The sequence below is a fragment of the Microbacterium sp. MMO-113 genome, assembly GCF_037148555.1.
GTDB lineage: Bacteria > Actinomycetota > Actinomycetes > Actinomycetales > Microbacteriaceae > Microbacterium.
In genome coordinates this window covers 78366-102669 of sequence record NZ_JBBCTD010000002.1, presented here as the reverse complement: position 1 = coordinate 102669, position 24304 = coordinate 78366, and the positions used below count along the sequence as shown (strand labels likewise).

At 71.6% G+C, this 24304-nt stretch carries 23 protein-coding genes; 11 read left to right on the top strand and 12 right to left on the bottom strand.

Annotated elements, in window-relative coordinates; genetic code table 11:
• Positions 1 to 338: 338 nt before the first annotated feature.
• The 4 genes from WFJ36_RS07420 to WFJ36_RS07405 form a co-directional block, all read right to left on the bottom strand.
• Positions 339 to 1247 (bottom strand): glycine betaine ABC transporter substrate-binding protein, encoded by a 909-nt coding sequence (locus WFJ36_RS07420; protein ID WP_292787746.1) that lies wholly within the window; start codon positions 1245 to 1247, stop codon positions 339 to 341.
• Between the two features lie 162 nt (positions 1248 to 1409).
• Positions 1410 to 2369 carry an ABC transporter permease gene (locus tag WFJ36_RS07415; RefSeq protein ID WP_060923286.1) on the bottom strand — a complete coding sequence of 320 codons (960 nt, stop codon included), beginning with the start codon at positions 2367 to 2369 and terminating at the stop codon, positions 1410 to 1412.
• Positions 2369 to 3706: a quaternary amine ABC transporter ATP-binding protein gene (locus WFJ36_RS07410; protein ID WP_071327956.1), complete on the bottom strand. Its 1338-nt coding sequence runs from the start codon at positions 3704 to 3706 to the stop codon at positions 2369 to 2371. Before WFJ36_RS07410 ends, WFJ36_RS07415 begins: the two co-directional genes overlap by 1 nt.
• Before the next feature lie 331 nt (positions 3707 to 4037).
• Complete coding sequence (locus WFJ36_RS07405; protein WP_336643017.1) at positions 4038 to 5150, bottom strand: methyltransferase; 1113 nt, start codon at positions 5148 to 5150, stop codon at positions 4038 to 4040.
• Between the two features lie 89 nt (positions 5151 to 5239).
• Here WFJ36_RS07405 and WFJ36_RS07400 point away from each other — a divergent pair, with 89 nt between their 5' ends.
• From WFJ36_RS07400 to WFJ36_RS07375, 6 genes are all read left to right on the top strand, one after another.
• On the top strand, positions 5240 to 6223 hold the full coding sequence (locus WFJ36_RS07400) for an ABC transporter ATP-binding protein (RefSeq protein ID WP_292787739.1): 984 nt from the start codon (positions 5240 to 5242) through the stop codon (positions 6221 to 6223).
• Positions 6223 to 7845, top strand: a complete 1623-nt coding sequence (locus WFJ36_RS07395; RefSeq protein WP_336643016.1) for an ABC transporter permease — start codon at positions 6223 to 6225, stop codon at positions 7843 to 7845. Before WFJ36_RS07400 ends, WFJ36_RS07395 begins: the two co-directional genes overlap by 1 nt.
• A gap of 75 nt (positions 7846 to 7920) precedes the next feature.
• Complete coding sequence (locus tag WFJ36_RS07390; RefSeq protein WP_292787734.1) at positions 7921 to 8310, top strand: GntR family transcriptional regulator; 390 nt, start codon at positions 7921 to 7923, stop codon at positions 8308 to 8310.
• Entirely contained in the window at positions 8307 to 9224 is a 918-nt protein-coding gene (locus WFJ36_RS07385) for an ABC transporter ATP-binding protein (RefSeq protein ID WP_071327960.1), read from the top strand. The genes WFJ36_RS07390 and WFJ36_RS07385 overlap by 4 nt, the downstream gene beginning before the upstream one ends.
• Positions 9224 to 9910 carry a hypothetical protein gene (locus tag WFJ36_RS07380; RefSeq protein ID WP_292787731.1) on the top strand — a complete coding sequence of 229 codons (687 nt, stop codon included), beginning with the start codon at positions 9224 to 9226 and terminating at the stop codon, positions 9908 to 9910. Before WFJ36_RS07385 ends, WFJ36_RS07380 begins: the two co-directional genes overlap by 1 nt.
• 174 nt (positions 9911 to 10084) lie before the next feature.
• On the top strand, positions 10085 to 11206 hold the full coding sequence (locus WFJ36_RS07375; protein WP_336643015.1) for an FUSC family protein: 1122 nt from the start codon (positions 10085 to 10087) through the stop codon (positions 11204 to 11206).
• A 1-nt stretch (position 11207) separates the two neighbouring features.
• Here the strand turns inward: WFJ36_RS07375 and WFJ36_RS07370 are convergent, their stop codons facing one another.
• Positions 11208 to 11798, bottom strand: coding sequence for a helix-turn-helix domain-containing protein (locus WFJ36_RS07370; RefSeq protein ID WP_336643014.1), 591 nt, complete (start codon positions 11796 to 11798; stop codon positions 11208 to 11210).
• Between the two features lie 70 nt (positions 11799 to 11868).
• Here WFJ36_RS07370 and WFJ36_RS07365 point away from each other — a divergent pair, with 70 nt between their 5' ends.
• A complete protein-coding gene (locus tag WFJ36_RS07365; protein WP_336643013.1) occupies positions 11869 to 13167 on the top strand; it encodes an MFS transporter in 1299 nt (432 codons plus the stop codon).
• Positions 13168 to 13182: 15 nt separating this feature from the next.
• Here WFJ36_RS07365 and WFJ36_RS07360 read toward each other — a convergent pair whose 3' ends face one another.
• Together WFJ36_RS07360 and WFJ36_RS07355 are read right to left on the bottom strand one after the other, a co-directional pair.
• Positions 13183 to 13716 (bottom strand): hypothetical protein, encoded by a 534-nt coding sequence (locus tag WFJ36_RS07360; RefSeq protein WP_025104187.1) that lies wholly within the window; start codon positions 13714 to 13716, stop codon positions 13183 to 13185.
• Positions 13717 to 13917: 201 nt separating this feature from the next.
• A complete protein-coding gene (locus tag WFJ36_RS07355) occupies positions 13918 to 14136 on the bottom strand; it encodes an SCO4848 family membrane protein (RefSeq protein ID WP_136051470.1) in 219 nt (72 codons plus the stop codon).
• Between the two features lie 119 nt (positions 14137 to 14255).
• Here WFJ36_RS07355 and WFJ36_RS07350 point away from each other — a divergent pair, with 119 nt between their 5' ends.
• Genes WFJ36_RS07350 through WFJ36_RS07335 form a run of 4 tightly spaced genes read left to right on the top strand, consistent with a single transcriptional unit; the run spans position 14256 to position 19443 of the window.
• The gene (locus WFJ36_RS07350) at positions 14256 to 14879 is read left to right on the top strand and encodes an RNA polymerase sigma factor (protein WP_256209364.1); all 624 of its coding nucleotides are present in this window, start codon (positions 14256 to 14258) and stop codon (positions 14877 to 14879) included.
• A complete protein-coding gene (locus WFJ36_RS07345; RefSeq protein WP_336643012.1) occupies positions 14876 to 15331 on the top strand; it encodes a hypothetical protein in 456 nt (151 codons plus the stop codon). The genes WFJ36_RS07350 and WFJ36_RS07345 overlap by 4 nt, the downstream gene beginning before the upstream one ends.
• Before the next feature lie 50 nt (positions 15332 to 15381).
• Positions 15382 to 16953 (top strand): S8 family peptidase, encoded by a 1572-nt coding sequence (locus WFJ36_RS07340; protein WP_336643011.1) that lies wholly within the window; start codon positions 15382 to 15384, stop codon positions 16951 to 16953.
• Positions 16954 to 17001: 48 nt separating this feature from the next.
• Positions 17002 to 19443, top strand: a complete 2442-nt coding sequence (locus tag WFJ36_RS07335; RefSeq protein WP_336643010.1) for a CHAT domain-containing protein — start codon at positions 17002 to 17004, stop codon at positions 19441 to 19443.
• Between the two features lie 247 nt (positions 19444 to 19690).
• On the opposite strand, the gene WFJ36_RS07330 is transcribed toward WFJ36_RS07335, so the two are convergent.
• The 5 genes from WFJ36_RS07330 to WFJ36_RS07310 are packed head-to-tail and all read right to left on the bottom strand — an operon-like array spanning position 19691 to position 24251.
• Complete coding sequence (locus WFJ36_RS07330; protein WP_071327968.1) at positions 19691 to 20467, bottom strand: DeoR/GlpR family DNA-binding transcription regulator; 777 nt, start codon at positions 20465 to 20467, stop codon at positions 19691 to 19693.
• On the bottom strand, positions 20464 to 21396 hold the full coding sequence (locus tag WFJ36_RS07325; RefSeq protein ID WP_336643009.1) for a class II fructose-bisphosphate aldolase: 933 nt from the start codon (positions 21394 to 21396) through the stop codon (positions 20464 to 20466). Before WFJ36_RS07325 ends, WFJ36_RS07330 begins: the two co-directional genes overlap by 4 nt.
• Positions 21393 to 22337, bottom strand: a complete 945-nt coding sequence (locus WFJ36_RS07320) for a 1-phosphofructokinase family hexose kinase (protein ID WP_336643008.1) — start codon at positions 22335 to 22337, stop codon at positions 21393 to 21395. Before WFJ36_RS07320 ends, WFJ36_RS07325 begins: the two co-directional genes overlap by 4 nt.
• Positions 22334 to 23326, bottom strand: a complete 993-nt coding sequence (locus WFJ36_RS07315; RefSeq protein ID WP_336643007.1) for an ROK family protein — start codon at positions 23324 to 23326, stop codon at positions 22334 to 22336. The genes WFJ36_RS07320 and WFJ36_RS07315 overlap by 4 nt, the downstream gene beginning before the upstream one ends.
• Positions 23327 to 23351: 25 nt before the next feature.
• Positions 23352 to 24251 carry an SIS domain-containing protein gene (locus tag WFJ36_RS07310; RefSeq protein ID WP_336643006.1) on the bottom strand — a complete coding sequence of 300 codons (900 nt, stop codon included), beginning with the start codon at positions 24249 to 24251 and terminating at the stop codon, positions 23352 to 23354.
• Between the last annotated feature and the right edge of the window lie 53 nt (positions 24252 to 24304).

Genomic DNA, 24304 nt, shown 5'->3' with positions numbered 1-24304 from the left:
TTCCTCCGTGCCGTCGATTTCAGACGCGTTCGCTGCCACACCCCCGGAGGAAGCGAGCATGGCGACAATTACGACGCTCGCGATACCGACGCGCGGGAAGCGGTTCTGTCGATTCATCAGATACCTCTTCTTGTATCTAGTTCAACATCCCGCCTATACAGGACAGTACCCGGGCTGTCGTAGGCGCGCTGTCCCCCCTTCGGGGGACAGCGCAATCAGACCGGACGATCGGAATAGCTGAGCGCGACCACGACCGTGACCGCGAGCGAAAAGGGTCACCCATGACGGAGGAGGGCCTCCCGGTGCGGGAGACCCTCCTTCGAGACGTGCGACGGGTGTCAGCTGGTGACGGTCCAGTCGAACTGGTCGCCGTACTCCTCGAGCCACGCGTCGACCGCGTCGGCTTCCTTGCCCTCGCCGTACTCGTTGACCACGAGGTCCTCGAGCGCGCCGTACTGCTCGTCGTCGAGCTTGATCTTCTTGATCAGCTCGGCCGCCTCGGGGAACTCGTCCGCGAAACCGGTGGTGCCAAGGAAGTGCAGACCCTCGGCCTCGCCCATGGCGCCCTTCGGGTCTTCGAGGTCCTTCACGGGGAAGGCGTCGTTGGCCCAGAACGGACGCCACAGCGTGACGACGATGTCCTCCTTCTTGTCGGTCGCGGTCTTCAGCTCGGTGAGCATCGCCGCGGTCGACGAGGTGACGAGCTCGTACTCGCCGTCGAGGCCGTACTCGGGCATCATCTTCTGGGTCTGAGCGGTCAGGCCCGCACCCGGCTCGATGCCGTAGATCTTGCCGTCGAAGTCGGCGCCCTTGCCCGCGAGGTCCTCGATCGAGGTGAGCTCGGAGTACTCCGGCACCGCGAGGGTCAGCTTGGCGTTCTCGTAGTACGTGCCGAGGTCTTCGATGTCATCGCCGTACTTGTCCATGTAGGAGGCATGGGTGAGTTCCGGCCACGCCGACGGGTACATGTCCACGTCGCCCTGCGCGAGCCCGGTGTAGAGCGGGCCGGCCTCGGTGAGCGTCTTCATCTCGACCGTGTAGCCGATCTTCTCGAGCTGGTCCTGCAGGAGGTAGGCGGTGCTGAGGCCGTCGGTCCAGGAGGGCAGGAACCCGAGGGTGATGGTGCCCTTGTCCTCGGCACCGTCGCCGCCGCCGCTCGTGCCGCCGGCGCCGTCGCCGCTGCATCCGGCGAGGGTGAGCGCTGCGGCAGCCCCGAGGGCGGTGATGGTCAGGATCTTCTTCTTCATGTGACTCTCTCTCTTGCGTTCCGTATGTGATTCAGGAGGTGCGGACGAGGCCGCGGGACAGCTGTGCCGGGATCGAAACCGTGCCGGGATCCGCGCCCCGGCGCCCCTTTTCCGTCCCGCACCGGACGAAAGGGGGTGGGACGGAGACGGGGACGCGCGGGCTCAGGCGCGGGCGAGCTCGGATTCGGTCGAAGCCTCCTCGGCGGGCGCGGAGGCTGCGGGCTCCGACGCCACGGGAGCGGAGGGCCGGGACGAACCGCGACGCTTCAGCATGCCGAGGAGCGAGGAGCGGTTCTCGCCGGGCGCGCCCAGAGCGGCGGTCACCCGGTCGAGGAACACGGCGATGAGCACGACGCCCAGTCCGGCCTCGACACCCTTGGGGATGTTGATCGTCGAGATCGCCTCGACAACCATCTTCCCGAGCCCGTCGGCACCGGCCATGCCGGCGATGACCGCCATCGACAGGGCGAGCATGATGACCTGGTTGACGCCGGCCATGATGGTCGGCATCGCGAGGGGAAGCTGGATCCCGCGGAGGATCTGCCCCGGCGTCGCTCCGAAGGCGTGTCCGGCCTCGACGGTCTCCGCGTCGACGCCTCGGATGCCCAGCTCGGTCAGGCGCACACCGGGAGGCAGCGCGAAGATCACGGTGGCGACGAGTCCGGGCACCACGCCGATGCCGAAGAACACGATCGCCGGGATCAGGTACACGAAGGCCGGCATGGTCTGCATGAAGTCGAGCACCGGCTTGAGCGTCGCGCGCACGGTCGCATTGCGCGCCGACCAGATGCCGAGCGGCACCGCGATAAGCACGGCCACGACGGCGGCGACGAGCACCAGGGCGAGCGTCTGCATGGCCGGCACCCAGAGGTCCATGGCGACGATGAGCCCGAACGACAGGATCGTGCCGATGGCGAGCTGCCACGAGCGCACGAGCCAGGCGATCAGCGCCGCGATCACGATGATGACGGCGAAGTGCGGCGTGAGGAGCAGACGGGTGAGGCCGTCGACGAGGAAGCTCACCACGAACGAGACCGCGTCGAGCAGGCCGTCGAGGTTGGCGGTGATCCAGTCGACGCCGGCGGCGACCCAGTCGCCCACGGGAATGCGGAAACCGTCCATCAGCGCACCTCCTCCGCCTGGGTCCCTGAGGCGAACCCGCCCTGGGTCCCTGAGCTCGTCGAAGGGCCGGGCTCGGCCGTCCATCCGTCGTCGAGCACGGCGTCGATCTCGGCCTGGGGCATGGGGGTCATCGGCAGCAGGATCTCCTCGGTCGCTCCGGGCCCGGGACCGAGCGCCGCGAGCAGCGTGACGCGCGGGATCACACCCGCGAGGCGGCCGTCGGCATCCGTCACCGCGAGGGGCAACGGCGACTCGACGGCCGGGACGAACAGGTTCATGAGGACGTCGTCCTCGCGGACGCTCTGCAGCACCGGCTTGATGATCGAGTCGAGGCGCGTGGCGCCCTGCCGCACGAGCTTCACGGCGTCGCGGTCGGTGACCACGCCGACGAGCTGACGGTCCTTGCCGACCACGTAGGTCGCCGACATGTAGGCGTCGCGCATCTGGCGGAGCGCGGTGCGAGGACCGGCCGACTCGGCGACGACGGGGCGCGGACGCTCCATCACGTTGGCGGCGGTGAGCACGCGGGCACGGTCGACGTCCTGCACGAACTGCTCGACGTAGTCGTTCGCCGGGTCCATGAGGATGTCCTCCGGGGTGCCGATCTGCACGATGCGGCCGTCGCGCATGACGGCGATGCGGTCGCCGAGGAACATGGCCTCGTTGAGGTCGTGCGTGATGAAGACGATGGTCTTCTGGAGCTTCTGCTGCAGCTCCAGGAGCTGCTCCTGCATCTCGCGGCGGATCAGCGGGTCGAGCGCGCTGAAGGCCTCGTCCATGAGCAGGATGTCGCTGTCGGCCGCGAGGGCGCGGGCGATGCCCACGCGCTGCTGCATACCGCCGGAGAGCTCGGACGGCAGCTTGTCGCCCTGACCCTCGAGCCCGACGAGAGCGAGGATCTCCTCGGCCTTGGCCTGGCGCTCGGCCTTGCCGACGCCCTTGAGCTCGAGCGGGTAGGCGACGTTCGCGGCGACCGTGCGGTGCGGCAGCAGCGCGAAGTGCTGGAATACCATCGAGATCCGGTCGCGGCGGATCTCCCGGAGGCGCGCGGCCGGAATGCCCGTGATCGGGTCGCCGCCCACGGTGACGGTGCCCGCGGTGATGTCGTGCAGGCCATTGAGCATGCGGATGATGGTCGACTTGCCCGATCCTGACAGGCCCATGATGACGAAGATCTCACCGCGGTTGACGGTGAAGCTGGCGTCGATGACGGCGGCGGTCCCCGCGTCGGCGACGGCGGCGCGGCTCTCTCCAGCCTTCAGCCGACGGACGGCGGCGCTCGGATTCCTCCCGAACACCTTGTACAGATGGCGCGCTTCGAGTGCTGTTTCGGACACGTTTCCCCTGCGGCTCGGCCTTCGGGTGGCTGAGCCTGCTTCGGTCACGCCCGGGTGATCCTCACGAGGCCGTTCGACGTCTTCGCTGTGGCGGCACAGGCGGCGGATTTCGGATCCGCCGCAGAGGGGATCGACCGTACGCCCACGCCTCTTCGCCGCACAGCTCATCGAAGGAAGGACGTGACCGCGGACTGGTCTATGGGCCGTCAGGCCCGCAGACCAACGTAACGAAATGGCCGGTCAGCGGCAAATCCTGCACCGCCGACCTGTCCGGGTTTCCGCCGCTGACCGGGGGATAGTACGAGCGTCTAGCAATCTCGGCGCACCGTGTTCACGGGCGACGGACGGTGCGCGTCACGGTGAACTTCGGGGTGCGCCGGAGCTGTTCGGTGCGGCCGATGAGCCGGGTCAGCTCGGCCCGGTAGCCGAGGCTCGAGTTGTACACCGTGAACAGCTCCCCGTCCGGTCGGAGCAGGCGCGCGGCGGCCTCGAACAGGCGGGTCGCGGCGCCGGTGTGCACGCTGGCGCCGAGGTGGAACGGCGGATTCAGGAGCACCGTGTCGAAGCTCCCCGCGGCGAGCGCCGACCCCGCGTCGTCGTGGGTGACCTCGACCCGATCGGCCACCCCGTTCGCCGACGCGGTGGCACGGCCGGAGGCGACGGCGGCGGCCGAGCGGTCCGTGGCGACGACCCGGTCCTGCGGGCGAGCACGCGCCCAGGACACGGCGAGCGCGCCCGTCCCGCAGCCGAGGTCGAGCACGCGGCGCCCGGCGTTCCCGTCGAGGTCGAGCGCATCGAGCAGCGCACGGGTGCCGATATCGAGGCGGGCACCGGCGAACGCGCCCCCGTGGGCCACGAGGACGAGGTCGCCGTGCCGCGCCGACACCGGGAACGGCGGGGACCCCGGTACGGGGAGGGGCTCGGTGGCGACGAGCAGCCGCGACTTCCGCTCGGCGCGCTGCGCCTGCACGTGGGCGAAGCTCCGCGCCAGGACGTCGTTCTGACCGAGGGACATGTGCTTCACGCGGCCTCCCGCGACGAGCACCACCTCCGGGGCGGCCCAGCGAGCCACGGCGTCGGCGATCTCCTCCAGTTCGGCGAGGGCCTTCGGCAGCTGCAGCAGCACCAGTCTCGCTCCGGCGAGCAGATCGGCATCGAGCTCGTGCGGCGCGAACCCGCCGATTCCGAGCTCCTCGGCGTTGCGGGCGAGTGCGCGGCGTCCGGTCGCGAGGTCCTGGTGCACCCGGATCCCGAAGCGCCCGGCCGCCGTGAGAGCGAGCGTGATCGCGCCGTACTCGTCTCCGATCACGACCGTCTCTGACCCCGGCACGTCGAGCGCGAGTGCGCGTTCCACGAGCAGGAGGTCGGTCGCATCGTGGGCCTGGAGGTTGTCTGCCTCGACGTCGGGCCAGCGACGCAGGCGGCTGTAGGGGAACTCCGGCACCAGCCCACTGTACGCGGGGCACGTAAGGATCTCGCATGTGTCGATTTCGCCCGATTCACAACGTCGTGGATCGGGCGTACGCTCCGCGCATGACCACCGTCATCGCCACCCGCGACCTCGCGAAGCACTACGGGCACGTGCATGCCCTCGATGGCCTCGACCTCACCGTCGAGCAGGGTCAGGTGCACGGCTTCCTCGGTCCGAACGGGGCCGGCAAGTCAACCACGATCCGTATCCTCCTCGGCCTCGCGCGGCGCACCGGGGGTGAGGTCGAGGTCTTCGGCGAAGACCCGTGGGATCGCGCCGTCGACCTGCATCGACGCATCGCGTCCGTGCCAGGAGACGTCAGCGTCTGGCCGAACCTGTCCGGGGGCGAGGCAGTCGACCTGCTTGCCCGACTCCGCGGCGCACGCACGAGAGACGCCTCGTACCAGCACGAGAAGAAGCGTCTGATGGACGCGTTCCAGTTCGACCCGCGCAAGAAGGGCCGCGCGTACTCGAAGGGCAATCGGCAGAAGGTCGCTCTGATCGCGGCGTTCGCCGTGCCTGCCGACCTCTACATCCTCGACGAGCCGACCAGCGGACTCGATCCCCTGATGGCGGTCATCTTCCAGCGTGAAGTGGCCCGCGCCCACGCGAACGGCGCGACCGTGCTGCTGTCGAGCCACATCATGAGCGAGGTCGAGCAGCTCTGCGACCGGGTGTCGATCATCCGCGCCGGCCGCGTCGTGGAGACGGGGACCCTGTCGGAGCTGCGTCATCTCACCCGCAGCGACGTGTCGTTCACCTCCGCCGGAGCGACCCTCGAACAGGTCGGCCGCATCCCGGACGTGCACGACCCCGCGCAGCACGGCGACCGCTTCCGCCTCTCCGTCGACAGCGATCACACGGCGACGGTGCTTCCCGCCCTCGCCACTCTGGGCATCAGCGATCTCCGCGTCGCCCCGCCCTCGCTCGAGGAGCTGTTCCTGCGCCACTACGGCGATGACCTCGCCGGCCTCGAGGCGGCCGAGGACGGCGAGACGGAGCACGAAGCGCCTTCCACCCGCCGCGCACTGAAGGATCGTGCGTGATGACCGCCTTCGGCGTGCTGCTGGGACAGCGGCTGCGGCGTGATCGGCTGCAGCTCACGCTGTGGATCGTCGGCACGGCGCTGATGGCCTTCGCCGGATACGCCGGAGTCAGCCAGTCGTACTCCACCCTCGCCGACCGGCAGAACATCCTCGCGGCCGCGCTCGCGAATCCGGTGATCCTGATGTTCCGCGGGCTGCCGTCCGGCACGTCCGAAGGGGCGTTCCTGGCCTTCGAGGTGCTGCCGTGGCTGGCGTTCCTCGCCGCCCTCATGAGCACATTCCTCGCCGTGCGGCACACCCGGGGCGACGAGGAGGCGGGACGGGCGGAGCTCGTCTGGGCCACCCCGGCCGGGCGCCGCCTTCCGACGATCGCCACCCTCGTGCACGGCGTCCTCGCGAACGTCGCCCTGGCCCTACTCACGGCGCTCGCGCTGGTCGCCACCGGCCTTCCGCTCGCAGGATCGGTCCTGGCGGGGGCCGCAGCGGCATCGTGCGGCATCGCGTTCCTCGGCATCGGCCTCCTCGCCGCGCAGCTCATTCGCACCTCCCGAGGCGCGAACTCGCTGACGGTCTGGGTGCTCGTGGCGACGTTCCTGATCCGCGGGATCGGCAACGCGGCGGGCACGCCGAGCGACGATCTCACGAGCATGACGAGCGCGTGGCCGGCGTGGCTGTCCCCCTTCGGATGGGTGGAGCAGAGCCGCCCCTACGACGCCGACCTGGTCGGGCCGATGCTGCTCGGCCTGGCCTTCGGGCTCGTGCTCGCCGGCGCATCCGTCGCCCTGCAGTCGCTGCGCGACATCGACGCGAGCTTCGTCGCGGAGCGCCCCGGCCGGGTATCGGCACGGCCCGCGCTCGCCTCGCCGCACGCGCTGGTGTGGCGGCTCACGTCCGGAGCGATCGTGGGATGGGCGGTCGGCGGGGCGATCACCGGCATCCTCGCCACCACCCTGAGCGGACTGGTCGACCGGATCTCGGGCGAGAACCCGGCCGTGGCCAACATCCTGACCACCATCGGCGGAGCGACGGGCGGGCTCGACGAGGTCGTGGTCACCGTGTTCTTCACCCTTCTCGGCATCCTCGCCGCGTGCTGCGCCGTGCAGATCGTGGTGCGCGCACGGCAGGAGGAGGCGCGCGGCACTGCCGAAGCCGTGCTGGCGACCCCGGTCGGTCGTGTGCGCTGGCTCGCCGACTACGTGATTGTTGGCGTAGTCGCGGTGGTGATCGTGGTCGCCGCCGCGGTGCTCGCCGGCTGGGTCGGGATCCGGGTGAACGGCGGCGCGGATCCGCTGTACCGCATCGTCGCCGTGGCAGGAGCGGGGCAGGCCCTCGCGGCGGCGGTCTTCGCCGTGCTCACCGCGCTCGTCTTCGTGCTGCTCCCCCGCGCGACGACGGCCGTCGCGTGGAGCCTCGTCCTGCTGGCGACCCTGTTCGGGCTGTTCGGCCCGTTGTTCGGACTGCCGGACTGGACGATGAACCTCTCGCCCTTCGGCGTGACCCCGGTGGTGGACGGCAGCGGCGTGGATATACGCGGCCTGTGGTGGCTCGTGCTCGCCCTGATCGCGGGAGGCGCCGGGGCCCTGACCCTGATGCGTCGCCGCGAGCTCGCCCCCGCAGCCTAGGCAGCAGTTGCTTGACACCGCCCTGGTTCCGTGGTTACTTAGTCAAGTAAGTAACCCAGCAACCGCGGAGGACTCGTGATCGAAGAAGGCAAGCCGCTCTTCCTCCAGATCGCCGAGCAGATCGAGGACTCCATCCTCGACGGCTCGCTGGCCGAGGAGGCGCAGGCCCCTTCGACGAACGAGCTCGCCGCGTTCTACCGCATCAACCCCGCCACCGCCGCGAAGGGAGTCGCCATGCTCGCCGACAAGGGAGTGCTCCACAAGCGCCGAGGCATCGGCATGTTCGTCTCGGAAGGCGCCAGGGAACTGCTCCTCGGCGAGCGCCGCGCGGCCTTCGCCGACCGCTACATCGACCCGCTCCTCGCGGAGGCCCGCACGCTGGGCCTCGGCGCGGAAGACCTCGCGGACCTGCTCCGTCAGCGCGCCGCATCCGCCCCCACCCCAGAAGGGAAGAACCCCGCATGACCGCCGTCATCGAGGTGCAGAACCTCACCAAGCGCTACAAGGAGAAGCGGGCGCTCGACAACGTGTCGCTCGCTCTCGAGGGAGGCTCGATCTACGGGCTCCTCGGCCGCAACGGCGCCGGGAAGACGACACTCATGTCGATCCTCACGGCCCAGAACTTCGAATCCTCCGGCACCGTAAAGGTGTTCGGCGAGCATCCGTACGAGAACGCCCATGTGCTCGGCCGGATCTGCTTCGTCCGGGAGAGCCAGAAGTACCCGGACGATGCCACCCCGCGGCACGCGTTCGCCGCCGCGCGCCTGTTCTTCCCGCACTGGGACCAGAGCCTCGCGGACGAGCTCATCGCGGAGTTCCAGCTGCCGATGAAGCAGACCATCAAGAAGCTCTCCCGCGGGCAGCTCTCCGCGGTCGGCGTGATCATCGGCCTGGCCTCCCGCGCCGAGATCACGTTCTTCGACGAGCCCTACCTCGGGCTCGACGCCGTCGCCCGGCAGATCTTCTACGACCGCCTCGTGGAGGACTACGCGGAGCACCCGCGCACGATCATCCTCTCCTCGCACCTGATCGACGAGGTCGCGAACCTCATCGAGAAGGTCATCGTGATCGACAACGGCCAGATCCTCCTCAACGAGGACACGGATGCCGTCCGCGACCGCGCCGTGACCGTCGTCGGCGACGCCGCCAAGGTCGACGCCTGGGTCGGCGATCGCGAGGTGCTGCACCGCGACGAGCTCGGGCGCGTCGCCTCGGTCACCGTGCTCGGTGCGCTCACCGCCGACGACCGCGCGGAGGTGCGGGCCGCCGGCCTCGACCTCGCCCCCGTGTCCCTGCAGCAGCTCATCGTCCGCCTCACCCAGAAGGCCGAGACCCGCGCCGCCACGAGGGCCGAGGCCGCAACGGAAGGAGTCCGCTGATGCGACGCACACTCAACGTCATCCGCCTGCAGCTCATCAACCGGCAGACCTTCGTCTGGGTGCCGCTGATCATCCTCGCCTCGGCCGTGGTGATCTCGGTCCTCATCTACGCGATGATCCCCGGCGACGCCCCCAAGTACGGCGGAGGCGGCCAGGCGCCGCTGTGGTACTTCTTCGCGATCGGGCTGTCGGCCATGACCCTGACCTTCCCCTTCTCGCAGGCCATGAGCGTCACCCGGCGCGAGTTCTTCATCGGAACGCTGCTGACCGCGATCCTCGGCAGCGCGCTGCTCGGGATCCTCTTCCTCCTCGGCGGCGCGATCGAGCTGGCCACGAACGGCTACGGCGTGAACGGCTGGGTGTTCCACCTGCCGTGGCTGTGGGAGGCCGGCCCGCTCGGCGCCTTCGTCGTCTACTTCACACTCGCCCTGTTCTTCTTCGTGGTCGGGTTCACCGGCGCGACGATCTACAAGAGCTGGGGCCCGATGGTGCTCACCATCGTCGGCGTCGCCCTGGCGCTCCTCCTCGTCGGGGTCGTGTTCCTCGTGACGCGGCTCGAGCTGTGGCGCGACGTGTGGCTCGGCATCCTCGACCTCGGCGCCGTGGGCCTCGCCCTCTGGGGACTCGTGGTCGTCGCTGTCCTCAGCGTCGTCTCCTTCCTCGCGTTCCGTCGAGCGACTCCCTGACGCGACGACCGGAATCCGCGGATGCCGCGGCCGCGCACCCCGCGCGGTCGCGGCATCCGCGTCCGGCCGCCCTCTACCCGGCGACCGGAGCCGAGGCAACCCGGTGGCCGCACGCCGCGCGCCGCCCTATCCTCGCCGGACAGGACCACCCGACCGCCGCGAGGAGAGGATCACGTGACGCCCGATCTCTCGCGCCTGCGCGTCCGCGAACGCCGCTCGTACCTCGCCCGCACCGTCCGCGAGGCCGTCCGCCCCGCGCGCCTGCTCCTCGTGGTCAAGACGGCGCTCGCCGTCGGGCTCGCGTGGACGATCGCGCCGCACATGCCGGGGGTCACCGACGAATACCCGTATTACGCACCCCTGGGCGCACTCGTGAGCATGTACCCCACGCTCATGGGGTCGATGCGGTCGAGCCTGCAGACCCTGTTCGGTCTGGCCACCGGCATCGGTCTGGCCGCGCTGATCGTGCTCACCGTCGGGCCGACGTGGTGGACGATCCCCCTCGTTGTCGGCCTCGGCGTCCTCGTCTCCGGCACCGGCTGGTTCGGCGTCGGCAAGGAGTACGTCCCGATGGCGGCGCTGTTCGTGCTCATCATCGGCGGTCAGAACGCGGACGACTACTCCCTCGGCTACCTGGCCCAGATGGGGGTCGGGATCGTGATCGGTCTGGCGGTGAACCTCCTCTTCGCCCCCGCACCGCTCATCGGATCGGCCGAGGCCCGGGTGGAGGAGTTCCGACGACAGCTCGCCGGGCACCTCCACGACATCGGCTCCGCGGTCTCGGAATCCTGGCCCCCGGAGACCGCGCAGTGGGCGGGCGATGCCGCAGCGCTCGCCGAGACCACCGCCGACCTCCGTGCCGCCCTGGCCGAGGCCGACGAGAGCGTCCGCTACAACCCGCGGGCGCGCCGCCGGCAGGCGGGCACCGCCCCCATCCACGAGCAGCTCTCCACGCTCGACCGCATCGCGCACCTCATCCGGGACATCGCCGACGCGACGGCCGACACGATCTGGGAACGTCCGGCCGCCATGTCACTGGACCCGGCCCTGCCTGAGCCGTTGTCGGCGGCCTGCCATGCCGTCGCCGACGTCATCGCGGAGGACGACCCCGCCTCGAGCGCGGCGCACCGCCGCCGTGGGGAGGCGGCACGGGCGATCCGACTCCTGCTGGAGCGCGTCGACGACCGTACGTTCGACGCGCGCAGCTCGATGGGACCGGGCGTGCTGACGGTGATGCACCTCCGCCGCATCCTCATCCTCAGCGGCGAGCGCCCCGACGACGAGGACGACGAGTGAGTCAGATGGTGTCGTCGGCGACGACGATGTCCAGTTGCCAGTGACGCCCCGCGGGATCCGTGTCGTCGTGCGCGGCGTCGGCGGCGGAGAGCACGTCGTTGATCTTGCGCATCACGTCGTCGAACTCGGCCTCGGTCAGCCGGATGGTGCGCTGCACGAACGACGCGTGCACCTCGGCGGTGCGACCGGAGACGTACTCGGGCGTCCAGGCCACCACCCGACGCAGCAGGTCGACGTGGTCTTCCGCGAGCGCGGCGACCACCGCATCGCCGAGCGCCTGATCCGCGACGGGACTCTCCGGACCGCCGACGTTGAGGGCCCCCTTGCGTCCCGTCCACACGCGGTCGCGGCGGTCCCTGGCCTGCTCCGGAGCCTCCTCGATGAGCCCTGCCTCGGCGAGCACCCGCAGGTGGAAGCTGGCGCTGTTGGCCGGCACGTCGAGCTCGCCGGCGATGTCCGCGGCGCGCAGGAAACCACGGCGTGCCATGAGGCGCAGGATCTGCCGGCGCAGCGGGTGTGAATAGGCCTTGAGCATCGCCGACGTCATGAAGGCGGCGTCCTCCCGAGAGGTCTTCTCCGCGTCGTCAGCCATTCCCCGATCCTAGTCACGCAAATGCGCACGAACAGTTGCGCAATTATTCTTGCGAAACTATCGTCGAGCCATGAGCACGACGACCCCGCCCCACCGCCTGTGGCAGAACACGCGCTACCTCACCTGGCTCGTCAGCGACACGAGCAAGGGGCTCGCCTCGGCGCTCTTCGGGTTCGCCGTCCCGCTCCTCGCGCTCGTCATCACGAACGACCCCGCACAGGCCGGCATCATCGCGGGGGCGGGGACGGTGGCGCGTGTGCTGCTCACGCTCGTGGGCGGGATCATCGCGGATCGGCACCGGCGCATCGTGCTCATGCTCATCGGCTCGATTCTGGGGATCGTGCTGGCCGGCGCCTTCACGCTCGTCGCCCTCGGCGGCGCCCTCACCTTCGCGACCCTCCTCGTGATCGACGTGCTGCTGGCCGCGCGGAGCGGCCTCTTCGACGTCGCCGGCGAGAGTGCGCTGAAGGAGATCGTCCCGGACGACGCGATGGGGCGCGCGCAGGCCGCGAACCAGGGGCGCGATGCGGCCCTCCAGCTCGCCGGCGGACCCCTCGGCGGGCTGCTGCTCGGCGTCGGCGGCTGGCTCGTCGGCGCGGTCATGACCCTGTGCCACCTCGTCGCCGCCGTGACCGCCGGGCTCCTCGGGCGACAGGTCCGGCGCGCGGGAATCGCCGACGTCGGCGCTCTGGACGAGGACGACGGCGGCGCGCCCTCCGCAGGCCCGAACGCCTGGCGGGAGTTCCGCGAGGGCTTCGGCTGGCTGCTGTCCCGCCCCGACCTCGGCGGCGTCATGCTCATCATGACCATCGTCAACCTCGGCTTCAACGCCGCGATCACCACGGCCGTCTATGCGCTGCAGCAGGCAGGCCATTCCGAACTCCTCATCGGAACCGTCAGCGCGGCCATCGGCGCCGTGATGCTCGTCGGCGCGATCGTCGCCCCGCTCCTCGTGCCCCGGATCCCGGCGGGCGTGCTCACGATCGGCGGGCTCGCAGTGGTCGCCCTCGGCGCCGTCGTGCTGTCGTTCGCGTCGGCACCGTGGACAGTCGCCGCCGTCCTCGGCGCCACGGTGCTCCTCGTCCCCGCCCTGAACGCCGGGATGATGGGCTACTTCATGGTGGCCACGCCGTCACGTCTGCTGGGACGCGCGAACAGCGCCATGGGGGTCCTCGCGATGGGCGCGATGCCGCTCGCCCCGCTCATCGCCGGCTTCGGCCTCGCCGGGCTCGGACGACAGGGCACCATCCTCCTCTGCGCGGCCCTCTGCGTGGTGGCCGCCGCCCTCGCGATCGGGAACCGCGCCCTCCGCAGCCTCCCGGTCGAGTCTCGCTGGGCCGCGCACGCCGCCCGATACGAGGCGGACTGAGGTGGAGACACTGCGCTAGTCGCCTGGCGTCGGGCCAGTGACGTCGGCGGCACCGAACAGCAAGCTGTCGACGACCTGGTCGCGCCGGGCCGGCCGCGCGGTGGTGTACCTCAGCAGATCTTCGAAGTGAGAGAACACGACGACCGCTTCTTCGAACTCTGGCTCGGAACCGTGGACGACTGCTCCGTCGTCTCGCACCGCCAGGTACTCGTATCCGTTGCGAACGGAAAGCAGGATGGGTGCGTGGCGCCTCCAGAAACGGGAGACCGCGACCGCCTCATCATCCGTCGTCGCGGCCTGGATGCTCAGCAGTTCACACTCGTTCCACGCGAACGCCCCCTCCGCGCCGGTCGAGTAGTCGTCGCGGGACAAGAACCACACCGTCTCGTCTGAGCTCGACAGGAGTGAGAACGAGGACACCCAGCGGATCACCGTTTCGGGTGCCGCGCGCAGCGGGGAGGGAACGCCGTTCTCCATCGACGTCGGCGGCTCAAACGTCCACCCGGCTTCCTGCAAGCTTCCGGCGGCACTTCGGAAGAGTTCCGGCATGCTCCCAGGCTACCGATCCGCACGAATCACCCTTCAGCAACCAATCCTGCGACAACCGCCGTGCCGATTCTCCCGATTCTCGTCTTGTTCAAAGACGTCTAGCGCGTAGAGCTGAACACATCTCGCCGGCGGCTCACCCGGGACAGTGGTCGCGATCGATGTCGGTCGCCGTCACATCAGAGCCGATAGGAGACCACCGATTCATGGCGCGAGCGCGAGCACGGTGATCCCCGCCGCCGCGGAGGCCACGGCCAGCACCAGCGCGATCGCGATGAGGATGACGTGCACACGGAGGAACGGGGTGGCCTTGCCGTTCTCGTCCCTGGCACGCGGGTCCTTCGCGACGCGGGTGTAGAACCGCGGCCAGACGAGCACGTTGAAACCGGCGTTGAGGAACAGCACGACGACGAGAGCGATCACCCCTCCACGCTAGCGAGGGCGGCGTGGCACCACGGATCGGGCCGTCGGAATTCTTGGACGGCGACATGTATCACCGAGCCCTTGCCGTGCTCCTGGTAGGTGTGATCACAATGGGCTTCATGATCGACGGTGCCCCCGGCGCCGCCTTCGATCCCGCATCCGACGACGGGCGCGCACGCTGGGAACGCGCCGCGGACCTGTTCGATGCGTGGCGCGATGGCGACGGCCGCTCGATGGACGACCTGGTGCGGCTGATGACGCCCGTGCTCTGGCACGTCGTGCGCGCCTACGGCCTCGAACGCACCCTCGCGGAAGACGTCGTGCAGACGACCTGGCTCCAGCTCGTGCGCGGCCACGGCGCCATCGCCGACTCGCGCGCCGTCTCCGCCTGGCTGACGACCACCGCCCGCCGCGAGGCCTGGAAGGTCGGCAAGGCGAACGGTCGCGTCGACACCGCGGAGTCCGACGACCTGGACGCCCTCCTTCCGGAGCAAGCGTCCGCCGAGGAGCACGCCGCGCTCGACGACGAGAACCGACGGCTCTGGGCCGCCGTCCGCCGCCTCGCCGAGCGGTGTCAGCGCCTGCTCCGGGTGATCGCCTTCGAGGATCGTCCGGACTACGCGCGCCTCGCGCGCGACCTCTCCATGCCGGTCGGCAGCATCGGCCCGACTCGCAGCCGCTGCCTCGCGAAGCTCCGCGACCTCCTCGACGCCCCGGCCACTCGGACGGAGGGACGATCATGAGCGATGAGGACGACGCCCGGCTGTTCGCCCGCCTGCGCAGCCTCTGGAGAGAGGTCGATCCGGTCCCTGCCGGGCTGATCGACCGGATGGTCGCCGCGGTCGCCGCAGAGGGGCTCAACCGCGAGTACGCGCTGCTCACGCTCGTGGAAGGCCAGCGCGGCGCGGTCCGCGGCGAGACCGACGCCCTCACCCTGCAGTTCAGCGACGGCAGCACGAGCATCCTCCTCCACGTCACGACGACCGCGTCCGGGCGACGGCGGATCGACGGCTGGGTGGACACCGCCGCCGCGGAGATCCTGTTGCTGCAGGGCGAGCGCGAGCGCCGGACGACCCCGGCGGAGACGGGCCGATTCGTGTTCGACGAGGTGCCGTCCGGGCTCAGCCGCGTGCGCCTGACCGCGACGGTCGGCGACGAGACCCGCACCCTGGAGACCCCGCAGTTCGAGTTGTGACCCCGCATCGCCGGCGCCGTCGCCGTCGATGCCCACGGAGAGGATGACCGATGGATCAGCCCCAGGGATGGACCTGGCAGGACCGCGCGGAGGGATCGATCCGCCGTGGCACCGCCCTCGACCCCAGCACGGAACCGGTGGACGGGATCCGGGCGTTCCCCACCGCGTACCTGCCGGAGCGCCTGCTCATCACGCGCGCCCTCGGCGAGGAGGAGGCGTACGACCGCGAGCTGCGCGCCCTGAGGGATGCCGCGGACTCCTTCGGCTGGCGGCTGGAACTGGAGTCTCCGGAGCGCGAGATCGGGAACGGCGAGCTCGTGCCGGGCGTCGCGGGGTTCCTGCGGGCGCGCCTGACCACGCCGGATGAGCCGACCAGGGGCGAATCCCCCGTGGCACCCGACGCCTGGCGGGTCTTGCAGCGCGCGCGCCGGCTGTCACGCTCGACCATGCCGCGGACCAGCCTCGAGCACGTGCTCTCGATCGATCCGGTCGGACTCAACCCGTTCACCCGGACGAACCCGTTCACGCGGACAAACCCGTTCACCCGGACGAATCCCGTCCGGGGTGCCGCTCCCGGCGGTGGCGGCAGCGACGACTACCTGGAGCCCGGACGCGGGGCGCGGCAGCCGGTCACCTGGCTCGGACCCGCACCGGCTCGCGCCGCCGCTCCGAAGCGCGGACGACGGCCGGTCGTGGCGATCCTCGACACCGGCTGCGGCGAGCACGCCTGGCTGCCGTCCGACATCGTCACCCGGCACGTCGAGCTCGACGGCGTCCCCGTGGGCTTCACGGACGACGCCGACCCCGAACGCTACCCCGACCTGTACGGGCAGCTCGACGGGGAGATCGACGCGGTCGCCGGGCACGGCACCTTCATCGCAGGCCTCGTGCGTCAGGCGGCACCGGACGCCGACATCCTCTCCATCCGTGTCGCCGGCGCGCTCGGGGTGGTCGACGAGAGCACGCTCCTGGAGACCGTGGCGCAGGTCGTGGAACTGCTGCGGCGGCACCGCGAGGACCCGAAGACGGGCTTCCCGATCGACGTGCTCAACCTCTCCCTCAGCTACTACCACGAGACCCCGACCGACGGACTCTTCAGCACGACCCTGTACGAGCTGCTCGCGAAGGCCAGAGAGCTCGGCTGCGTGGTCGTCTGCTCGGCCGGCAACGACGCGATCGACCGGCCCTCGTTCCCCGCCTCGCTGTGGCCGTGGCCCGGCGCCGACAACGGGCTGCCGTCTGACGACGGCGCTCCGCACGTGTCGGTCGGCGCCCTGAACCCGTCGGCGCACTCCGTCGCGCTGTTCTCGAACGTCGGCCCGTGGGTGCAGGTGTACGCCCCGGGCGCCGCCGTGGTCAGCACCTCGCCGGCCTTCGTCGGCGGCGCGCAGGCGGCGACCCGCGCGGACATCGACGGGCTGCCGCGCGAGACGCTCGACCCGGACGACTACCGCGGCGGCTTCGCGGTGTGGAGCGGCACCTCCTTCGCGGCTCCGTACATCGCCGGTCGGGTCGCGGCTCAGCTCGGCGCCGTCCCGGCCGAGGGGGTGAAGCCCGCCGTCGCCGCGAAGGCCGTCGCCGCCGTCCTGACGTCGCTGCCGACGCCGCACGAGGGGTCCTGACACCTCACACCCTTCCGCACGGCCACTCCGGCACGGCATCCTGGACGGATGCCCCTGTCCGCGAGCGCGCTGCACCGACGCGGCGTCGAGGCGGCCAACGCCCGGCAGTTCACCCGCGCCCGACGGGAACTGGAGAAGGCCGCTGCCCGCACCGACGACGCCGACCTCCGCGCCCGCATCGACGGGACGACCGCCTACGTGCTCGCGCAGACCGGCGAGCCCGCGGCCGCGGAGGCGCTGTGCCGGGAGGCGCTGGCAAGGGACGGGCTGCAGGCCGAGACGGTCGCCCTCCTCGGCGGGCAGCTCGGCGCCCTCCTCATGCACGGCGGACGGCTGGAGGAGGCCGAGGCGAGCCTCACCGCCGCGATCGATGCCCTCGGCGCCGGGGCTGAGACCCCCGCGCTCGCCAACTGCCTGATGAACCGGGCGGTGGTGCGGATGCAGCGCCATCAGCTCGACTCCTGCATGGCCGATCTCCGTCGTGCGATCGGGATCTACGAGGCGCACGACGAACGGGACTCCCTCGCGGAGGCCACGCACAACCTCGGCTATGCCGCACTCCTCGGCGGCGACCTCGTGTCGGCGCTGCGCCTGATGGCCGAGTCCCGGCCGACGTTCGCCGCCACCAGCGCCCTCGCCACCGCCATCAGCGACCTCGACCGCGCCGAGGTGCTCCGCGACGCCGGGCTGACGACCGAGGCAGAGGCCCTGCTCGCCCAGGTGGCCGTGCAGTTCGGCGCCCAGCGGATGCGCCAGGCCCGCGGGGAAGCGGAGTTCCACCTCGCCCGCTCGCTCGTCCGGCACGATCCCCGGGCCGCCGCGCGCACCGCGAGGACGGCCGCCCGCCGCTTCACCTCCCTCGGCAGCAGCGGCTGGGCGGCCCGCGCCGCGGCGGTGGAGCTGGAAGCGCGACAGCGGATCCGGTCCGATCGTCCCCTCGATGCCGCCGCGTGGGAGCGGGTGGCGCAGGAGCTCGACCGGAGCGGCTTCCGCACCGAGGCAACGGCCCTGCGGCTGACCGCTCGTCGTGAGGGCACCGGTCGCCTCCCGCGCGTCCCCGCCTCGGCTCCGACGCCGCTGCGACTCCGCGCGCAGGAGGTGCGCGCGGCCCGCGCCGCCGGACGCGGTCGCGACGGCGAGGCGCTGCGCGCCGCGGCCACCGGGCTCGACCTGCTGTCGGCGTGGCAGCGGTCGTTCGGCGCCCTCGACCTGCAGGCCTCCGTCGCCATGCATGCCAGCGACCTCGTGTTCACGGGACTCGCCGCGGCCGTCCGCCGCCGCGACCCGGCGACGCTCTTCGAGTGGTCCGAGCGCGCCCGGCACCTCAGTCAGCAGGTCGCCCCGGTGCGCCCGCCGCATGACGACGCCCTCGCCGCCGACCTCGCCGAGCTGCGGATGCTGCGCGCCGACCTCGCGGGGGCGGACTGGACGACCGACCCCACCGTCCGTGCGCTCCGCGACCGGGTGCGGGAGCGGCAGTGGTCCGCCACGGGCTCCGGGGCGACGCGGGAACGTCGGACGCTGGCCGAAGCCGCCGCCCTGCTGCCGGCCGACACGGCAGTTCTGGCCTACGTCTACACCGGCACCGGCCTGCACGGGGTGGTGGTGCAGCCGGACGCCGCGACCCTCGTCGACCTGTCGTGGCCGCGGGTGCGGATTGCTCTCGACGGCCTGCGTGCCGACCTCGACATGGCCGCGCTCACGCGGGACGGCGCGATGGGTCCGGTGACCGCGCGCGCTCTGGCAGCGCGCCTCGCGGTCCTCGACGAGGAGCTGCTCGCGCCGATGCGTCGGGCCGCCGCGGGTGCCGCGCGGTTCGTGATCACCGTTCCCGGAATCCTCGGTGGGGTGCCGTGGGCCATGCTCCCCGGCATGCACGGCGTGCCGTTCACCCTCGCGACCTCGGTCTCGCGCTGGCTCGACGGGGAGGCCTCGGCTTCCTCGGCCCCCAGCGTCGGGTTCGCGGCGGGACCGCGCGTGCCGCGGGCGGCGGAAGAAGTCCAGCGCGCGACGGAGTCGTGGGCGGGACGAGGGACGACCCGGATGCTGCAGGACACCACCGCGACCGTGACCGCCGTCACCGCGCTGGCGGCCTCCGTCGACGTGCTCCATATCGCCGCGCACGGGCGTCACGCGGTCGACAATCCGCTGTTCTCCGGGTTCGAACTCGCCGACGGGGTGCTCTTCGGCTACGACGTCGACCTCATCGCCCGGGTGCCGCGGACTGTGATCCTCTCGGCGTGCGAGCTGGGGCGGTCCTCCGTGCGCTGGGGCGAGGAGGCCCTGGGCATGACGCGCGTCTGGTTGCATGCGGGCGCGGAGGCGGTGATCGCGGCCCCCGTCACGGTGCCGGATGACGACGCGTGCGAGCTCCTGACCGCGGTCCACGACGGCCTCTCTGCCGGCGCGTCTGCCGCCGACGCCCTGGCGAGCGCCGCGCTCACGACGGGGGTTTCCGCCCCGTTCCAGTGTCACGGCAACGGATTCTGACTTTTTTCCCGGATCGAGGTATCAGAACCGCACCGGCCTTCTCCTGTTCTTCGGAAGGTGTCGAGCGACAGGCCTCGAAGGGAGAGGCACGAGGGAGGCGCCGTCGGTTCTGGGGAAACGCCGCTGGGGAGCGGGAAGACGAGACGGACACCATCTGCTCCGGGAGCGTCGCGGTATGCAGCCGCGATGCTCCTGCAGGGCCTCGGCGATCTGGGGACGCCGAGGCCCTCGGGGCGTCCGGGGTGCCTCAGGCGAGGTGGACCGTGTAGCCCGCAGCGCGCAGCGCGTCGAGGGCGGCCTCGTCGGCTCCTCGATCGGTGATGACCGTGGTGAAGAGGTCCGCCCCGCCGATGGTGGAGAACGCCTCGGCCCCGAGCTTGCTGCCGTCGGTCACGACGATGGCCCGTCGCGCCCGCTCCGCCATCATGCGATTCACCGCCGCCTCGCGCTCGTCCTGCGTGGTCGCCCCGGCTACCGCATCCATCCCGTTCACGCCGATGAAGGCGAGGTCGAGCCGCACGCCGCGGAGGAGCTGCTCGACGAACGGGCCGACAAGTTCATACGTGCGCGCGTGGATGACCCCGCCCGTGACGACCACCTTGATCTCCGGTCGGGTGGCGAGCTGGGCGGCGATGTTCACCGCGTTCGTCACCACCGTGATCCCGCCTTCCGCCGCCAGATCCTCCCGCGCGGCGAGCGCGGCCGCGATGGCCGTGGTCGTCGTGCCGCCGGAGAGCCCGACCACCATGCCGGGGGTGACGAGCGCCGCCGCGGTCTGGGCGATGCTCTCCTTCTCGTGCGTGCGGAGATGACTCTTGTAGCGGAGGGGCAGTTCGTAGGCGACGGTCTGCGCCACGGCACCGCCGTGCGTGCGGGTGAGCAGCCGCTGCTCGGCGAGGGAGTCGAGGTCGCGGCGGGTGGTGGCCGGGGAGGCCCCGAACCGCTCCACCAGCTCCTCCACCGTCACCTCTCCGTCCGCCGCGAGGAGGTCGAGGATCGCGTGCAGTCGGGCCGCGCGCTTCACCGGTCGTCGTTTCGCGTCGAGGTCGCAGTCGTGCCCGGAACCTCTGCGACCGGAGCGGGATTCTGCGACGGCAGCAGGGCGAACAGCCGCAGCATCCGGGCGGCTTCGTCCGCGAGGGCGGCGCGGGCGGGAGCGAGGTACTTGCGGGAGTCGACCAGACGCTCGTCGGCGGCGAGCACCTCGCGGACCGCGCGCGTGAAGAAGCCGTTGAGGTGGGTGGAGACATTGACCTTGGTCATGCCGGCGCGCACGGCATCGGCGATCACGGCGTCGGCCACCCCGGACGAGCCGTGCAGCACGAGGGGGACGTCGGTGCCGTCCGCGGCGGCTCCGCGCAGAGCCGCACGCAGGCGGGCGATGAGGTCGAGGTCGAGGGAGGCCGTGCGGTCGGTCATGGCGTGCGACGACCCCACGGCCACGGCGAGCGCGTCCACTCCCGTCGCGGCCACGAACGCCCGCGCCTCGTCCGGATCGGTGCGGACACCGGGGGCGTGGGCGCCGTCCTTCCCGCCCACCTCGCCGAGCTCGCCCTCCACGTACACTCCCGCCGCGCGGGCCCGGGCGGCGACCTCGGCCGTGAGCGCCACATTCTCGTCGTAGGGCAGCGCGCCGCCGTCGAACATGACCGAGCCGAACCCGAGGGCCACGGCCTCGTCGACGAGCTCCGGCCGCTCCGCGTGGTCGAGGTGCACCGCCACCGGGGTCTCCGCTCGTCTCGCCGCGGCGAGCGTCGCGAGGGCGACCGGCTCCAGACCGCCGTGGTAGTCGGCGCAGTTCTGCGAGATCTGCAGGATCACGGGGAGCTGGGCGAGCGCGGAGGCCCGCACGAGGCCTTCTGCGGTCTCCAGGTGGATGACGTTGAACGCACCGATGCCGGTGCCGGCGGTGGCGGCCGCGGAGACGAGCTCCCGAGCGGAGACGAGGGTCACGAAGGGTCCTTCCGGAAGGAGGCAGGGTCGGGGCGGGAGACGCGGAGCTGCTCCTCGAGCGCGCGCCAGCGGGGGGAGATGTCGCCGGCGAGCGGCATGAGGACGGCGGCTGCCGACCACGCGGTCGCGCGACGGAGGATGCGCTCGGGATCGCGCTCACCCTCCGCGGAGAGCACGGCGCAGGCCGCGACCGCGGCGTCTCCCGCCCCGGTCGGGTTGCCGGCCAGCGGTTCGTCGAGTCGGGCGTGCAGGAGATCGGTCGCGGTGACGGCGAGCATGCCGTCGGACCCGAGCGACAGGAGCACGAGCTCGGCGCCCCGGACCAGCAGCGACCGCGCGCCCTCGACGGGGTCGTCGATGCCGGTGGCCTCGGCGAGCTCCGCGGCGTTGGGCTTGAGCACGGTCGCTCCGGCGTCGGCAGCGCTCAGGAGGGCCTGGCCGGAGGTGTCCACGATCACGGGGACGCGGGCGTCCGCACCCACCGCGACGAGCATCGGCACGAGCGACTCCGGCGCCCCGGGCGGAAGGCTCCCGGAGACGACGAGGACCGCGGCACCGGGAAGCCGGTCGACGACCTCCGCGAGGAGCCCGCCCCACTCGGCATCTGTCGGGTTCACCCCTCGCTCGTTGACGATCGTGGTGTCGCCCGCTGCCTCGTCGACGAGGGCGATGCTGCGACGCGTGTCGGCCGCGACGGGCACGAGCACATGGGGCACCCCGCTGGCCGTGAGCTCCGCGGCGAACTCCGCGCCGACCGGACCGCCGGCCGTGGTCAGCGCGAGGACGGATGCCCCCTCGGCGTGTGCGACCCTGGCGACGTTGAGGCCCTTGCCGCCGGCGCGGGACGCCCCGGTGTCGGCGCGGTGCGTCCCGCCTGCCACAAGCCGATCGACCTGCCAGGTGAGGTCGAGCGCGGGGTTCGGGGTGACGGTGAGGATCATGCGAGCTCCCTGGCACGGAGGGCGGCGCCGATCAGGCCCGCGTTGCCGGACAGCTCGGCGGGGACGAGCGCGGGGAGGCGGTGGAAGCTGAGGCGGGCGGCGAGGCGGGTGCGCAGCTCGTCGAAGAGCGCGCCGCCCGCCCGCGACAGTCCGCCGCCGATCACCACGGCCTCGGGGGCGACCACGGCGGTCAGCTGCGCGAGCGACAGGGTGAGCGCGTCCAGCGCCGAGTCCCAGATGTCGGCGGCGACCCGATCCCCGGCGGCCGCCCGGGCGATGACGTCCTTGGCGCCGTCCGGGGTCGTCCCCGTGGCCTCCCGGTAGCGGCGCGCGATGGCGCCCGCCGAGGCGACGGCCTCCAGACAGCCACGGGCACCGCACGGGCACACCGGTCCGTCGGCGATCGGGGAGTGCCCGATCTCGCCGGCGTAGCCCCCGGCCGTGTAGGGGCGGCCGCCGACGAGCAGGGCCCCGGCGATGCCGGTGCCGATCACGAGGATCACCGCGTCGTCGTAGGCCCGCGCGCCGCCCAGCTCGTGCTCGGCCCAGCTCGCGGCGCGCACGTCGTGGTCGAACGCGACGGGGAGGCCGAGACGCTCCGCGGCGAGCGCGCGCAGCGGCGCGTCCCGCCAGCCCATGTTGCTCGCGAACACGCCGATCCCGGCGGCTGCGTCGACGATCCCCGGCACCACGAGGCCGGCGGCGCGAGGCACCACGTCGGGATGCTCGTCGCGGAGCTGCGCGGCGAGCACCTCCAGCCGGTCGAGTAGCGCGGGGGTGCGGTCGCCGTCGGCCGTGGGGGTGGGCGTGCGGCGGAGGCCGAGCGCCCGCCCGTCCGCGTCGAACAGCGCCGACTTGATGTCCGTCCCGCCGACGTCGAAGGCGAGGACGGGTGACCCGGCACCGAGCGTGCGCACCGCGGCGAGCTTTTCGCCGGCCTCGTCCCTCGCGACGTCGGGGATCGCGTCCGCGGCGTCGTTCGGGGTCATCGCTCGGCTCCGGGGATCGCTGGCGTCATGCATCCAGGATGACGGATCGCGTGAGGTTGCGCGGCTGGTCGGGGTCGAGCCCGCGGGCCACGGCACGGTCGAGGGCCGTCCGGTGCAGGCGCACGAGGTCGGCGAGCGGGTCGATCGCGCGGTGCTCGAATCGGGCGCCCGTGGCGCGCACCTCCGCGGCCAGTCCTTCCGGCGCCTCTCCGAACTGCCACGTCACCCGGCCCGGGGCGGCGATCGCGATCGGACCGTGGCGGTAGTCCATCGACGGGTACGCCTCGGTCCAGGACTGCGACGACTCGCGCAGCTTCAGCGCGGCCTCGTGGGCCAGGCCGATCGTCCAGCCCCGCCCGAGGAACGTGTACTGCTCGGCGTCGCGCAGCGCGATGTCGTCGCCCTCCTCGGCGAGCACGGCCGTCGCATCGGCGATGGCCCCGGAGAGGTCTTCGCCCAGCGACGCCCGGAAGAGGGCGAGCGCGGTCGTGGCGAAGCGTGTCTGGACCACCGACTGCTCGTCGGCGAACGGCAGCAGCACGGCGTCGTCGACGAGGGAGACGAGCGGGGAGTCGGGGTCGCCGATCACGCCGATCGTGCGGGTGCGCCCCTTGATGCGGTCGACGAGCTCCAGCACCTCGGTCGTGGTGCCGGAGCGGGTGAGGGCGACGACGGCATCGTAGCCGCGGTCCACGAAGGCCTCGGAGGCCGCGAACGCGTCGGTCTCGCCGTGACCGGACGATTCGCGCAGGGCGGCGTACGACTGGGCCATGAACCACGAGGTGCCGCAGCCGACGACCGCGACCCGTGCCCCGTGAGCCGGCAGCAGCGCCTGCTCCGCGGTGAGCTCGGCGGCGGTGGCCCACATCTGCGGCTGGGAGCGGAGCTCTTCGCGCATGTGCGCGCCGGGCAGCGAATCGGTCATGATGAGGCCTTTCGGACGAGTTGTTGCGTACTTGTGATTGTTTCGGGCGTAAT

Bases quoted from the DNA above. Each gene is read 5' to 3' on its own strand.
- WFJ36_RS07315 (WP_336643007.1), bottom strand. From the start codon at position 23,326: ATGACCCCGAACGACGCCGCGGACGCGATCCCCGACGTCGCGAGGGAC.
- WFJ36_RS07320 (WP_336643008.1), bottom strand. From the start codon at position 22,337: ATGATCCTCACCGTCACCCCGAACCCCGCGCTCGACCTCACCTGGCAG.
- WFJ36_RS07345 (WP_336643012.1), top strand. From the start codon at position 14,876: ATGAGCGATGAGGACGACGCCCGGCTGTTCGCCCGCCTGCGCAGCCTC.
- WFJ36_RS07415 (WP_060923286.1), bottom strand. From the start codon at position 2,369: ATGGACGGTTTCCGCATTCCCGTGGGCGACTGGGTCGCCGCCGGCGTC.
- WFJ36_RS07310 (WP_336643006.1), bottom strand. From the start codon at position 24,251: ATGACCGATTCGCTGCCCGGCGCGCACATGCGCGAAGAGCTCCGCTCC.
- WFJ36_RS07365 (WP_336643013.1), top strand. From the start codon at position 11,869: ATGAGCACGACGACCCCGCCCCACCGCCTGTGGCAGAACACGCGCTAC.
- WFJ36_RS07360 (WP_025104187.1), bottom strand. From the start codon at position 13,716: ATGCCGGAACTCTTCCGAAGTGCCGCCGGAAGCTTGCAGGAAGCCGGG.
- WFJ36_RS07385 (WP_071327960.1), top strand. From the start codon at position 8,307: ATGACCGCCGTCATCGAGGTGCAGAACCTCACCAAGCGCTACAAGGAG.
- WFJ36_RS07380 (WP_292787731.1), top strand. From the start codon at position 9,224: ATGCGACGCACACTCAACGTCATCCGCCTGCAGCTCATCAACCGGCAG.
- WFJ36_RS07370 (WP_336643014.1), bottom strand. From the start codon at position 11,798: ATGGCTGACGACGCGGAGAAGACCTCTCGGGAGGACGCCGCCTTCATG.
- WFJ36_RS07350 (WP_256209364.1), top strand. From the start codon at position 14,256: ATGATCGACGGTGCCCCCGGCGCCGCCTTCGATCCCGCATCCGACGAC.
- WFJ36_RS07395 (WP_336643016.1), top strand. From the start codon at position 6,223: ATGACCGCCTTCGGCGTGCTGCTGGGACAGCGGCTGCGGCGTGATCGG.
- WFJ36_RS07340 (WP_336643011.1), top strand. From the start codon at position 15,382: ATGGATCAGCCCCAGGGATGGACCTGGCAGGACCGCGCGGAGGGATCG.
- WFJ36_RS07420 (WP_292787746.1), bottom strand. From the start codon at position 1,247: ATGAAGAAGAAGATCCTGACCATCACCGCCCTCGGGGCTGCCGCAGCG.
- WFJ36_RS07335 (WP_336643010.1), top strand. From the start codon at position 17,002: ATGCCCCTGTCCGCGAGCGCGCTGCACCGACGCGGCGTCGAGGCGGCC.
- WFJ36_RS07400 (WP_292787739.1), top strand. From the start codon at position 5,240: ATGACCACCGTCATCGCCACCCGCGACCTCGCGAAGCACTACGGGCAC.